The following is a 13,288-nucleotide window of genomic DNA, read 5'->3' on the forward strand; positions in this document are numbered from 1 at the left end:
CCGGGCCCCTGAGAGTAGCCGTGCGCGTCGGCCGGACGCCCCGGTGCGGCACCGCCGCCACGGACCGCCCGCCCGCCGTCATCGCGTCTGGGAGCGTCTGCGCGGGACCGCCCGGCGCCCGGCGTGCCCGACGACGGCGAGCGACCTGCGCACCACGCTCCCCCGGGCGCTGAGCGCCTCGCGCGCCCCCGGCTCGTCGCGCGCGAACGAGATGACCACACCCAGCGCGGCCATGGTCGTGATCAGTGCCGACCCCCCCGAGGAGACCAGGGGCAGCGGTACGCCGATGACGGGGATGATGCCGATCACGACACCGATGTTGATGAACGCCTGCCCGACGATCCAGCACGCGATGCCCGCGGTCGTGATCTTCACGAACGGGTCCGGGTGCCGACGGATCACCCGGCTCATCGCCAGTCCGAGCACCGCGAACAGAGCGAGGACGAGGAGCGTGCCGAGCAGGCCGAGCTCCTCCCCGATCACACCGAAGATGAAGTCGTTGTGCGCCTCGGGAAGGTAGCTCCACTTCTCGCGGCTCGCGCCCAGGCCCACGCCGCCGAGCCCGCCCGTCCCGAGCGCCCACAGGCCGTGGACCGACTGGTAGCACCCCGTGCCGACGTTCGCGTCGGTCGTGTCGCACACGCCCGTGTACGTCGCCAGGAACCGGCTCATGCGGTTGGAGCTCTCCTGCATGGCCACGAACCCGACACCGACCACGACCGCGGAGATCCCGCCCGCCGCCGCCAGGAGCTTCCAGTCGACCCCGGCGACGAAGAACGCCCCCGCCACGAGCAGCAGGATCACGAGCATGGTGCCCAGGTCGTGCCCCGCCAGGACGAGCCCCATGACCAGGAGCGCGCCCGGGACGGCCGGCACGATCGCGTGCTTCCACGAACCCAGCAGCCGCTGCTTGCGACCGAGGACCACCCCGAGCCAGACCGCGAGCGCGAGCTTGGCCGGCTCCGAGGGCTGGACGTAGAACGAGCCGAAGTTCAGCCAGTTGAGGTTGCCGTTGACCTCCTTGCCGAGCGGGCTGAAGATCAGGAGCTGGAGCAGCAGGCTGACGCCCAGGAGCGGCCACGCGGCGTGCCGGTAGAAGCTCGTGGGCAGCCGCGTCGCGAGCAGCAGCACCGGCAGGCCCATGAGGGCGAACCGGGCCTGGGTGAAGAACGCCTCGTACGGCGAGCGGCCTGCGGCGATCTCCGTGACCGCCGAGCTCGACAGCACCATGACCAGACCGATGATCGCGAGCAGGGTCGTGGCACCGACCAGCAGGTAGTAGCTCGTCACCGCACTGTCCCACTGACCGAGCCAGGCACGCTCGTCGGCGACCGAGGCCCTGGTCCCCTTGCTCGCCCGCGACCGCCTGCGGGACGTGCCCGCCTTCGCCGTCGAGGCGGCCTTGCGTCGGCCGAGCAGCCCCGTCGCGGCCGTGCCGGTCGCGCGCGCCGCGGACCCGGCCCTGGCGGTGGACCTGGTGGTCCGCGCCGGCTTCGCCGCGCCCGCGGTCCGCGCCGGCTTCCCGGCGCCCGTCGTCCGCGGCGTCCCGGAGCTGCCGGCGCCCGTCTGCGTGCGCGGCCGGACGCCTTCCCCCGCCTCGCTCCCCTTCGTCCGGACGGGGTTCGAGGGCGCTGCCCGCCCGCCGGTCGTGGACCTTGCGCCGCCCGAGGTCGGGGGCGTCGGCGTGGTGCGGCCCGCGGCCGAGCGGGACGCGGGCCCGCGCCCACTCGTCGTCTGGGCCACCGGGCTACCCCTCCAGCTCGGACGCGGGACCGGCCAGGTCGTGGACGGCGGCCACGAAGGCGTCGCCACGGGCCGCGTAGGACACGAACTGGTCCATCGACGCGCACGCGGGCGCGAGCAGGACCGTGTCCCCGGGGACGGCCAGTCCACGGGCGCTGGAGACCGCGCGCTGCATCACCGTCCCAGTGTCACCGGGATCGACGCGGACCACCGGGACATCGGGTGCGTGTCGGGCCAGTGCACCCGCGAGCGGCTCGGGGTCCACCCCGATCAGCACGACGGCGCGCAGCCTCGACAGGCGCGAGCGCACCAGCTCGTCGAACGTCGCTCCCTTGGCCAGGCCCCCTGCGACCCAGACCACGGACCCCGACGAGAACGACCCGAGCGCCGCGGCCGCGGCGTGCGCGTTCGTCGCCTTCGAGTCGTCGACGTACGCGACGCCGTCGACCGTCGCCACGTGCGCGATCCGGTGGGCACCGGGGCGGAACGAGCGCAGCCCCTCCCGGACGGCGCGCGCGTCGACCCCGTGCGCCCGCGCGAGGGCCGCGGCCGCGAGGGCGTCGGCGACCACGTGGACCGGCACGACGCCGTCCGAGCCGGCGAGGTGCGCCAGGTCCGCGAACGTCGCGAGCTCCTGGGCGCTGCGGTGCCGCGCGGGGTCGTCGGGGGCCGCATGGAACGCACGGTCCACCAGGACGTCCTCGATCACGCCCAGCTGGGCCCGCGCGGGCGCTCCCACCGTGAACCCGATCGCCCGGGCCCCCTCCTCGACGTCGGCCTCCCGGACGAGGTGCTCGGTCCGGGCGTCCGCCACGTTGTACACGCAGGCGACCTGGGCACGCTCGTAGATGCGTCCCTTGTCGCCCGCGTAGGCATCGAGCGAGCCGTGCCAGTCGAGGTGGTCGGGCGCGACGTTGAGCACCGCCGCGGCCTGGGCCGACATGCTGTGCGTGAAGTGGAGCTGGAAGCTCGAGAGCTCGACCGCGAGCACGTCGAGGTCCGGGTCGAGCGCGGCCGTCACCACCGGGGTCCCGACGTTGCCGACGGCGGCGGCGTGCAGCCCCGCGGCGGACAGGATCGACGTGAGCATCTCGACCGTGGTCGTCTTGCCGTTGGTCCCCGTGATCGCGAGCCAGGGGGCGGACGAGCCGTCGGCGCGCGGGGTGCGCAGCTGCCAGGCGAGCTCGACCTCGCTCCAGACGGGCACGCCCGCCTCCCGGGCGGCGACCAGCAGGTCCGACGACGGCGCCCACCCCGGCGAGGCGACCACGAGGTCGATCGTCGACAGGTCGACCCCGGCGGCGTCCGCCACGTCGGCGTCGGGCGCCGCGCGGTCCACCGTGACGACCGAGGCCGCTCGAGGCGTCAGCGCGGCCACCACGGCACGACCGGAGACCCCGAGCCCGGCGACCAGGACACGGGCCTGAGCCCACGGGACGCGGAGCACGTGAGCGGCGGCGTCGCCCGGGGTCCCGGCCACGGGCGCGTCGGCCACTAGCTGACCACCCATTCGGCGTAGAAGATCCCCAGTCCGAGACCCGCGAAGAGCCCGGCGATCAGCCAGAACCGGATGACGATCGTCACCTCTCCCCATCCGGACAGCTCGAAGTGGTGGTGCAGCGGCGCCATCTTGAAGACGCGCTTGCCCGTCATCTTGAAGTACCCGATCTGGATCACGTCGGAGAGCACGATGATGACGAACAGGCCGCCGATGATGACCGCGAGGACCTCGGTGCGGGACAGGATCGTCAGACCGGCCAGCGCCCCGCCGAGCGCGAGCGAGCCCGTGTCGCCCATGAAGATCTTCGCGGGGCTCGCGTTCCACCACAGGAACCCGACGCAGGCACCCATGATGGCCGCGGCGACGATCGCCAGGTCCTGCGGGTCACGGACCTCGTAGCAGCGCGGCCCGGCGGCGTCGAGGATCTGGCAGCTCTGGTTGAGCTGCCAGATGCTGACCAGGATGTAGCTGCCGAACACGATCACGGACACGCCCGTGGCCAGGCCGTCGAGGCCGTCCGTCAGGTTCACCGCGTTCGACCACGCCGTGATGAGGAAGTTCGCCCACAGGACGAAGAGGATCAGGCCGACCGTGGCCCCCGCGAACGCGAGGTCCAGGTTGGTGTCGCGCAGGAAGGAGATGTGCGTCGAGGCCGGTGTCCGGAAGTTCTCGTTGGGGAACTGGAGCGCGAGGACCGCGAACGTGACGCCCACGATCCCCTGGCCGACGATCTTGGCCCGCGGCGAGAGCCCCAGGCTGCGCTGCTTGCGGATCTTCGTGAAGTCGTCGAAGAAACCGACCAGCCCCAGGCCGGTCATGAGGAACAGCACGAGGAGCGAGGACACGCTCGGCGTCCTCGGCGTGTCCGAGACGATCGACGACACGACGTAGGACATCGCCCAGCCGATCAGGGTCGCCCCGATGATGACGACCCCGCCCATGGTGGGCGTACCGCGCTTGGTGAAGTGCGCCGTCGGGCCGTCCTGCCGGACGAACTGACCGTAGTTGCGGTGGACCAGGAACTTGATGAACAGCGGGGTGCCCAGCAGGGCCACGAGCAGCGAGACGCACGCGGAGACGAGGATCGCGATCATGCGCGCACCTCGCCCGCGAGCTCGTCGCCCAGGCGCCACAGGCCCGAGCCGTTCGAGGACTTCACCAGGACCACGTCGCCCGGCAGGAGCTCGTCGCGCAGCAGCACGGACGCCGCCTCGACGTCAGGCACGAACCGAGTCTCATCACCCCAGGACCCCTCTTGGGTGGCGCCGTCGTGGATGCCACCGGCACCGTCACCGACCACGACGAGCAGCTTGATGTTCAATCGGACCACGAGACGACCGATCTCGTCGTGAGCCGCGCGCGAGTCGGGTCCGAGTTCTCGCATCTCCCCCAGGACCGCGACCGACCTGCGCTCGCGTCCCGCCATGACCGCGAGAGCCTTGAGCGCGGCCCTCATCGAGTCGGGGTTGGCGTTGTAGGAGTCGTCGATCACCGTGATGCCGTCAGCGCGCTGCGTGACCGCCATGCGGTGCGGGCTGATCGCGGTCGCCTCGTTCAGACCGGCCGCGACGGCCCGGGGGTCCAGCCCCACCCGGATCGCCGCTGCGGCCGACGCGAGCGCGTTGGCGACGTGGTGCTCGCCCACGAGGCGGAGCTGGACCGGGAAGGTCTCTTCCTCGGCCCCGCGCACCCGCAGGTCGAACGACGCGCACCCGGCGCGGTCCATCCCGATGTTCTCGGCGCGCACGTCGGCCACGGGGATGGTGCCGAACGTCCACACGGGACCGGGCGCGAGCGAAGCCATCGCCGCGACCCGCAGGTCGTCGGCGTTCAGGACGGCCGTGCCGCCCGGGGCGAGCCCCGTGACGATCTCGGCCTTGGCCGTGGCCACGGCCTCGATCCCGCCGAACTCCCCCAGGTGGGCGCTGCCCACCGCGAGGACGACGGAGACGTCCGGGGGCGCGATCCGCGTCAGGTACGTCAGGTGACCGAGGCCGCTCGCCCCCATCTCCAGGACCAGGTAGCGGGTCGAGGCGTCGGCCTCGAGCACGGTCAGCGGCAGCCCGATCTCGTTGTTGAACGAGCCTCGGGGCACGACGGTCCGGCCATGGGGAGCGAGCAGCTGCCCCAGAAGGTCCTTGGTGGTCGTCTTGCCCACCGATCCCGTGATCCCGACCACCTTGAGGTCGCCGGCGACGCGCAGGCGCCGCAGGACCTCACGGGCCAGCGCACCCAGCGCGACCTGCACGTCCTCCACGACGACCGCGGGCGCGTCGACGTCGCGCGCCGCCAGGACGAGCGCCGCGCCGTTGCCGACCGCGACCGGCACGAAGTCGTGCCCGTCGACGTGCTCCCCCGGGAGCGCCACGAAGAGCGAGCCCTCCTGCACCCGTCGGGAGTCGATGACGACCGAGCCGGTCACCCTCACGTCCGGGTCGGCCGCCAGCCGCCCACCGGTCGCTGCGGCGACCTCCGCCGCAGTCAGCTCGATCATTCTCCGTGCTCCTTCGTCGTCTCGTGGCGCGCGGCCAGTGCGGCGCGCGCCTCCACCCTGTCGTCCAGGGCATGGTCCACTCCGGCGATCTCCTGCCAGACCTCGTGGCCACGGCCCGCGATCAGGACGGTGTCCTGCGCGTCGGCCTCCCGGATCGTGTCACGGATCGCGGTGGCCCGCGGTGCGACCTCGACCACGGTGCGCGCCCGTGGCCTCCCGGCCTCGCCGACGGCGTCGCGCGCCCCCGACGGGTCGACCGCCGCGGCGGTCTGCTGTGCCGCCCTGGCACCGGCGAGCACCTCGGCGCGGATCGCAGCCGGGTCCTCCCCGTGCGGGTCGTCGTCCGTGACGACGACCACGTCGGCGCCCTCGACGGCGACCGCCCCCATGCTGGGTCGCTTGCCCTTGTCACGGTCGCCGGTCGCGCCGAACACCACGACGAGGCGGCCCGCCGTCGTCGGGCGCAGCGCTGCCAGGGCGAGCGAGAGCGCGTCCGTGTTGTGCGCGAAGTCGACGACGACGCGTGGCGCGGCCCCCACGACCTCCATGCGCCCGGGGACCTGGGCGCTCACGCCACCCGCACCCTCGAGCGCCGCGGCCACGTCGCGCAGGTCCGCTCCTGCCTCCAGGACCATGACCAACGCCAGGGCGGCGTTGGCGACGTTGAACCCGCCGGGCAGCGTCGTCGAGGTCCGCAGCTCGCGTCCGTCACGGTGGCGCAGGACGAACGCGCTGCCCGTGCCCGTGGCCGCGTCGACGTCGTGCAGGTCGGACACGGTCCAGTCCGCCCCTGCCCCCGTGCCGTCGGCGCTGCCGGCGACGGAGAGCGTCGCGACCGGGATCGTCGCGACCTCGGCCAGGCGTCTGCCCCAGGCGTCGTCCACCACGACCACGCCTCGACGAGCGTGCGCCGGGGTGAAGAGCGCGGCCTTGGCCTCGAAGTACTCCTGCAGGTCCCCGTGGAAGTCGAGGTGGTCCTGGCTCAGGTTGGTGAAGCCCGCCACGTCGAACACGATGCCGTCCACCCGGTGCAACGACAGCGCGTGCGAGGAGACCTCCATCGCCAGGGTCCCGACCCCGTCCTCGCGCATCGTGGCGAGCAGCGCCTGCAGGTCCGCGGCCTCGGGGGTCGTCAGGCGGCTCGGCAGGACGCGGTCGCCCGAGCGCATCTCGACCGTCCCGATCAGCCCGCCCTTCCAGCCGAGCGTGCGCAGCACGTGGTCCAGCAGGTAGGTCGTCGTCGTCTTGCCGTTGGTGCCCGTCACGGCGAACGTCGTCAGCTGCGTCGCGGGCTCCCCGTACACCCAGGCCGCGACGTGCCCCAGGACGGCACGCGGGTCCTGCGTCACGAGGACCGGCACGCGCACCTCCCGGGCGTCCGCGAGCAGGCGGGCCCCCTCCGGATCCGTCAGCACGGCCCGCGCGCCCCGGGAGATCGCGTCGCTCGCGAACCTCGCACCGTGCGTGCCCGCACCGGGCAGCGCGACGAAGAGGTCGCCGTCGGCGACCACGCGGTTGTCCGAGGCCACGGACCAGATCTCGGTCTCCACGAGGGCGTGGGACCCCTGGGCCGACGCCGTCCCCCCGACGTCGGCGACGAGGCCGAAGGCGGTCGCGAGGTCCTGGGCTGTGCGGTGCACGGACGTGGCTGGACGAAGGCGGTCGATCGGGGATGTCACGAGTAGAACCTACCGTGTGTCAGGGTCTCGACCGGTCGGCGGGGATGCCACGACCGGGTACTTCACGGGACCTTCACGCACGCCCCGGCGCCCTCCGTGCGTGACGGGAAGCACCCTGCGCGGGTCCCCACGGGGCCGCCTCCGCCGAGCGTCCCGGCGAGGGCACCGCCGGGCCACGCGGGAGGACGGGACCGCGCCCACCGAGCCCGTTCGGCCGTCCTGCCCGACGACGGCGCGACCGTCCCCCGACGGGGCGCCCTCACCACTCGGTCGCGTAGGGCTCCTCGACCTTCGAGCTCGGGGGCACGTTCATGTGCTGGAGCGTGAAACCCATCACGTCCTTGAACACCGGGGCCGCGACGAGCCCGCCGAAGATGTTCGTCCGAGGGTTCTTGAGGAACACGGACACGGTGTACCGCGGGTCGTCGGCCGGTGCCACACCGATGAACGAGGCCATGATGTCCGTGAGCCGCCCGTCCGCACCGACCTCCTCCGCGGTGCCCGTCTTGCCGGCCACGCGGTAGCCGTCGATCGCCGCCGCGGCGCCCGACCCCTCCTCGACCACGGCCTCCATCATGTGCAGCACCTGGTCCGCCGTCGACTCCGAGACCACCTGGGTCGTCTCGCGCGCCGGCGCAGGGACGAAGACCCCGTCGGGCCCGGTCGTGCCCTTGAGGAGCGTCGGCGCCACCCGCTTGCCGCCGTTGGCGATCGTCGAGAAGACGCTCGTCGCCTGGACCGCGTTGACCGCCAGGCCCTGGCCGAAGAGGACCGCGTACTCGGTCCGCCCGTCCCACTTCTCGGCCGGAGCCAGGATCCCCGCGGACTCGCCCGGGAGCCCGAGCCCTGTCTTGGCGCCGAACCCGAAGGCCCGCAGGTAGTCCTCCCGAGCCTGCTTGGGCAGGTCCTGGCCGACCATGACCGTGCCGGTGTTGGAGGACTCCGCGAGGATGCCCGCGAGGGTCAGCTTCTCCAGCCCGTGGACGTGCGAGTCCCGGAAGGTCTCACCGTTCGCCGTCGTGTACGTGTAGTCGACCTCGTACTGGCTCGCCGGCGTCGCGAGCCCCTCCTCGATCACGGCGGCCATGGTGACGACCTTGCCCGTCGACCCCGGCGCGAACACGTCCTTGACCGCGCGGCTGCCGTCCGCGACCCTCGAGCTCGAACGGTCGTTCGGGTCGATCGCGCCCGAGTCGGCGAGAGCCAGGATCTCCTGGGTCCGGACGTCCTGGACCACCGCGATCCCGTAGTCGGCCCCCGTCTCCAGCACTGCCTTGTCGATCGAGTCCTGGGCCTTCCAGCCGATGTCGCGCACGAGGGTCAGCGCCACGGCGTCACCGGGCACGGCCTCGACGCTCTCCCGGGTGCTCCCGGGGATCCTCACCCCGCCCGCGCCACCCGCACGCTGGAAGCTCTCGCTGCCCGGGGTCCCGGTGAGCAGGTCGTCGTAGGTCGCCTCGATCCCTCCGAGGCCCACGACCTGTTCGGGGGCGCCGTCCTCGGACGGCTCGGCGCCGACGTAGCCGACGATGTTCCCGGCCGTGGTGCCCGCGGGGTAGGTGCGCTCCGTCGTCAGCTTCGTGCTGATGTAGGCCGAGACGCCGAGCTCGACGATCTGGCGCTGCACCTCCGGGACGACGTCCTTCTTGAGCAGCACGTTGCGGTTGACGCGCCCGTTCGTCCCACTGAGCTGGGCCGCGAGCTCGGGGGCCGAGCGGTCGAGGATGGGCGCGAGCAGTCTCGCGAGCGCGACCGCGCCCGTCCCCTCGACCTGCTTCCCGTCGACCGTGTGCCGTGCGGTCGGCACGAAGTCGGGGATGGTCTTCTGGTCCGCCGAGACCGTGTAGCGGTCGATCGACGTGGCGAGCACGACGCCGTCGGCGTCCGTGATGTCCCCCCGGTGCGCCATCGTCACGTGCGACTGCGTGCGCTGGCTCTCGGCGGCCTGGGCCAGGCTCGGGCCGATCACGACCTGGACGTAGACGAGGCGGACCGTGAAGACCAGCAGGACGGCCAGCGCGATCCCCATGATCCAGCGCTGGCGACGTTCCGGACGCCCGGGGGCGGGCAGGGCGACGGCGGCCGGCCGCCCGAGGCCCGTGCCCCGTCCGCCTGCTCCACCGCGCGCCACGGCCGATCCCTGCCCGGCGGACCGCTGGGCGCCGGCCGTGGCGCGTGGGGCCGTCGCCGTGCGCACGGGGCGGTCGGTGGTGGTGCGGGGCTCCTGACCCGACGCCGGCTTTCGCGCGGCGGTTCCTCGGCTCGGCGCCGCGCCCGACGGCCGCGCCGAGGTGCTCCCGCGGGACGAGCCGGCACGGCGCGGCTGCGCGCCACGCCCCTGCCGGTCCGCCCCACGGGTCACGGGACGCTCCCGGCCTCCGGCGCACCCACGATCGCACCGTCCGACAGGCGCAGCATCGTCGGCGCGTCGGACTCGACCATGCCCAGCGCGAGGGCTCGGCTGTGGAGCGAGGTCGCCGCGGCCTGCAGCTGCGAGTGCAAGGACTGCGTGTCCTGCTCGAGCACCCCCGCCGTGGTCCGCAGGGCCGAGAGCTGGTAGGACCCCTTGGCCATGGTCGTGTTGAGCAGCAGCGCTCCCAGGAGCGCGGCCCCGAGGATCGACATGCACAGGACCAGGAACGGGACCCGTGAGCGTACCTGCAGCGGGGCACGCACGGCTTCGAGCCGAGGGCGCTGGGAACGCCCCGCGGCGCCTCCCGGCAGGGCGGTGAGCGACGGCCTGCGGGCAGGTGCCGGGCTCGTCGACGTCAGAGGCCGGGCAGCGGCCTGTCGTGGGCTCATGGCTTGTTCTCCCCTCGCGGGCGGTGACGGAGGTGTTCGGGCGTGGGGCGCAGCCGCTCGGCGGCCCGCAACCGCACCGAGGCGGAACGCGGGTTGCGCTCGAGCTCCTCCGGGGACGCCTCCTCGGCACCCCGGACGAGCAGCTTGAGATAGGGCTTGTGCGTCTCGGGCTCGACCGGCAGGCCCGCCGGCGCGCTCGACGTCGCCCCGCGGGCGAGCTCGCGCTTGACGATGCGGTCCTCGAGGGACTGATAGGACTCGACGACGATCCGGCCACCGACGGCAAGCGCCTCGACCGCCGCCGGGACAGCGCGCTCGAGGACCTCGAGCTCGCCGTTGACCTCGATCCGCAGCGCCTGGAAGGTGCGCTTGGCCGGGTTGCCGCCGGTCTTGCGGGTAGCGGCCGGGATGTTGGCACGCACGAGGTCAACGAGCGCGGCGCTGCGGGTCCACGGCTCGGTCTCACGCCGGCGGACGACGGCCCGCGCGATGCGCTGGGCGAACCGCTCCTCGCCGTACTCCCGCAGGATCCTCGTGAGCTCGCGCTCGTCGTAGGTGTTGAGGACGTCTGCGGCGGTGAGACCCGTCGTGGTGTCCATCCGCATGTCGAGCGGCGCGTCGTGCGCGTACGAGAAGCCGCGCTCCGACTCGTCGATCTGCAGCGACGAGACCCCGAGATCCATCAGGACCCCCTGGACGGCAGGCAGGCCCAGGTCCCCGATCACCTCGCCGATCTCGTCGTACACGGCATGCACCGCCTGGAAGCGGTCGCCGAAGCGGGCGAGCCGCTGCGAGGCGAGCGCGATGGCCTGCGGGTCCCGGTCGATCCCGACGACGCGCGCGGTGGGCACCTGCTCGAGCACGGCCTCCGTGTGCCCTCCCATACCGAGGGTGCAGTCGACGAGCACGGAACCGGGCTCGGCGAGGGCCGGGGCGAGGAGGTCCACGCACCGCTGCAGGAGGACCGGGACGTGACGGTCCTCCGCTCCTGATCCTGACGTGCTGCGAGGTGTGGTCATGACGCCTCCTTCCTGGTCGTTCCTCGTCGGGCTGAAGAGGGATGGTGCATGTGGTGCGTGCCTGCCTGTCCGTCGTGCAGACCGCCGGTCGCTGCGGTCCCGGTGCCGGGCCGCCCGATCAGGTCTCCCTCCGCGTCCTTTCTGGCACCGGGGAAGTGCGCCAGACCGGGCGGGAGGAGGCCTCATCGTGCGGAGCCTGCCCACCTGCTGCTCGTGCTGATCGTGCTGATCGTGCTGGGTCGCTCGGACGGGCCGGACCCGGAGGTCCGTCGGTCAGAAGCGCAACGCGGGAAGCACCTCCTCGGACGTGGCCGCGTACTCGGCCTCCTGGTCGGCGAGGTACGTCTCCCACGCGGCTGCGTCCCAGATCTCGACGCGGGTGCCGGCACCGATCACGGCGACGTCCCGGTCGAGTCCCGCATACGTCCGCAGCGGGGCCGGGATCGAGATCCTGCCCTGCTTGTCCGGGATCTCGTCGCTCGCTCCCGAGAGGAACACGCGCAGGTAGTCCCGCGCCTGCTTGCTCGTGACGGGGGCCTGACGGATCTGGTCGTACATCCGACGGAACTCGTCCATCGGCAGGAGGAAGAGGCACCGCTCCTGCCCCCTGGTCATGACCAGCCCCGGAGCGAGCTGTCCACGGAACTTCGCAGGCAGGATGAGCCGTCCCTTGTCGTCGAGCCGAGGGGTGTACGTCCCGAGGAGCAGGCTCGGAGAACCGCCGAACGACTCGTTCATCAGCCTCCACCTCCCCTCCCGCTCCCTCGTCCTCCACAGTACTCCACAAGCCTCCACCGAGCCCGGGATATGGATCTCATTTCACCCCTCTTCGCAGAATCTCCGCAGGTCAGGACACACAGATCGGTGTGGAGCGCGGCGCGCGTCCTTCCGGGCCCCCGCGGGGGCTTCGCGTGATAAGCCCGGCTCGTCCCGGGTCCTGGCCTGCCCGGACGCGGTCCCGTGATCCGGACGGGGAGGGAAGTGGGGAGAAAGGTCAACTAGGCTCGACCTTCCAGACGCCAGGCGTGACCAACGGAGGTTCTCGTGCTCACCGACTACTCCACCGCGCCTCGGCGCGACGGGATCGATCCGCTCGGCGAGCTCGTCGAGGCGACGGGACGGATCCGGACCCGGATCGAGTCGGTGATCTCCGGACGACCGGAGCTGGTCCACCTGACGGTCGCGGTCCTCCTCGCCGAGGGCCACCTCCTCCTGGAGGACGTCCCCGGAGTCGGCAAGACGACCCTCGCCAAGGCGCTCGCGAGGACGATCGACTGTCATGTCGGGCGCATCCAGTTCACACCGGACCTGCTGCCCAGCGACCTCACCGGGGTCAACATCTTCCGCACCGAGACCCACGACTTCGAGTTCCGTCCCGGTCCGGTCTTCTCCAACATCGTCATCGGTGACGAGATCAACCGGGCATCCCCCAAGACGCAGTCCGCGCTGCTCGAGTGCATGGAGGAGGGACAGACGACGGTCGACGGGACGACGCACCGGCTCCCCCGTCCGTTCCTCGTCGTCGCCACGCAGAACCCCGTCGAGATGGAGGGCACCTATCCCCTTCCCGAGGCACAGCGTGACCGCTTCATGGCCCGGCTCACCGTCGGCTACCCGGACCTCGACGCCGAGCTGGAGATGCTCGACCGCCAGGAGTCGGACACCCCCCTCGAGCACATCGAGCCCGTGGTCGACGGCGCGACGGTCCTGCGCTTCGCCCAGGTCGTCCGGTCCGTCTACGCCTCGCCCGCCGTCAAGCGCTACGTGCTGGCCCTGGTGACCCAGACCAGGGAGCACCCCGGCCTGAAGCTCGGCGCCTCCCCCCGCACCTCGCTCCAGCTGCTGCGCGCCGCGAAGTCGGTCGCCGCGATGGCCGGCCGCGACCACGTCCTTCCCGACGACGTCCAGCTCCTGGCGCAGCCCGTGCTGGCGCACCGGTTGATCCTCTCGACCGAGTCCCGGCTCGCGGGTCGCACGACCGAGCACGTCGTGCGCTCGATCGTCGAAGCCACCCCGATCCCGGCCCGTTCGGCGACGGAACCTCGCTGAC

10 protein-coding genes are annotated in these 13,288 nt (G+C 72.5%); 1 reads left to right on the top strand and 9 read right to left on the bottom strand.

What is annotated here, in order from left to right:
* Positions 1-78: 78 nt before the first annotated feature.
* From JOD49_RS03235 to mraZ, 9 genes are all read right to left on the bottom strand, one after another.
* On the bottom strand, positions 79-1,743 hold the full coding sequence (locus JOD49_RS03235) for an FtsW/RodA/SpoVE family cell cycle protein (RefSeq protein WP_307822347.1): 1,665 nt from the start codon (positions 1,741-1,743) through the stop codon (positions 79-81).
* Positions 1,744-1,747: 4 nt separating this feature from the next.
* Complete coding sequence (murD, locus tag JOD49_RS03240; protein ID WP_205305944.1) at positions 1,748-3,253, bottom strand: UDP-N-acetylmuramoyl-L-alanine--D-glutamate ligase; 1,506 nt, start codon at positions 3,251-3,253, stop codon at positions 1,748-1,750.
* Entirely contained in the window at positions 3,238-4,338 is a 1,101-nt protein-coding gene (mraY, locus tag JOD49_RS03245) for a phospho-N-acetylmuramoyl-pentapeptide-transferase (RefSeq protein WP_205305945.1), read from the bottom strand. Before mraY ends, murD begins: the two co-directional genes overlap by 16 nt.
* Positions 4,335-5,738 carry a UDP-N-acetylmuramoyl-tripeptide--D-alanyl-D-alanine ligase gene (locus JOD49_RS03250; protein WP_205305946.1) on the bottom strand — a complete coding sequence of 468 codons (1,404 nt, stop codon included), beginning with the start codon at positions 5,736-5,738 and terminating at the stop codon, positions 4,335-4,337. The genes mraY and JOD49_RS03250 overlap by 4 nt, the downstream gene beginning before the upstream one ends.
* Positions 5,735-7,417, bottom strand: a complete 1,683-nt coding sequence (locus JOD49_RS03255) for a UDP-N-acetylmuramoyl-L-alanyl-D-glutamate--2,6-diaminopimelate ligase (protein ID WP_205305947.1) — start codon at positions 7,415-7,417, stop codon at positions 5,735-5,737. The genes JOD49_RS03250 and JOD49_RS03255 overlap by 4 nt, the downstream gene beginning before the upstream one ends.
* 259 nt (positions 7,418-7,676) lie before the next feature.
* Positions 7,677-9,614: a peptidoglycan D,D-transpeptidase FtsI family protein gene (locus JOD49_RS03260; protein ID WP_307822348.1), complete on the bottom strand. Its 1,938-nt coding sequence runs from the start codon at positions 9,612-9,614 to the stop codon at positions 7,677-7,679.
* A gap of 161 nt (positions 9,615-9,775) precedes the next feature.
* Positions 9,776-10,219 (bottom strand): cell division protein FtsL, encoded by a 444-nt coding sequence (gene ftsL / locus JOD49_RS03265; RefSeq protein WP_205305948.1) that lies wholly within the window; start codon positions 10,217-10,219, stop codon positions 9,776-9,778.
* Entirely contained in the window at positions 10,216-11,238 is a 1,023-nt protein-coding gene (gene rsmH, locus JOD49_RS03270) for a 16S rRNA (cytosine(1402)-N(4))-methyltransferase RsmH (RefSeq protein WP_205305949.1), read from the bottom strand. The genes ftsL and rsmH overlap by 4 nt, the downstream gene beginning before the upstream one ends.
* A 273-nt stretch (positions 11,239-11,511) precedes the next feature.
* Complete coding sequence (mraZ, locus tag JOD49_RS03275) at positions 11,512-11,946, bottom strand: division/cell wall cluster transcriptional repressor MraZ (protein WP_205308776.1); 435 nt, start codon at positions 11,944-11,946, stop codon at positions 11,512-11,514.
* Between the two features lie 336 nt (positions 11,947-12,282).
* Between mraZ and JOD49_RS03280 the strand changes: the two genes are divergently transcribed.
* Positions 12,283-13,287, top strand: a complete 1,005-nt coding sequence (locus JOD49_RS03280; RefSeq protein WP_307822350.1) for an AAA family ATPase — start codon at positions 12,283-12,285, stop codon at positions 13,285-13,287.
* Position 13,288: the final 1 nt, after the last annotated feature.

The organism is Oerskovia jenensis (assembly GCF_016907235.1).
GTDB lineage: Bacteria > Actinomycetota > Actinomycetes > Actinomycetales > Cellulomonadaceae > Oerskovia > Oerskovia jenensis.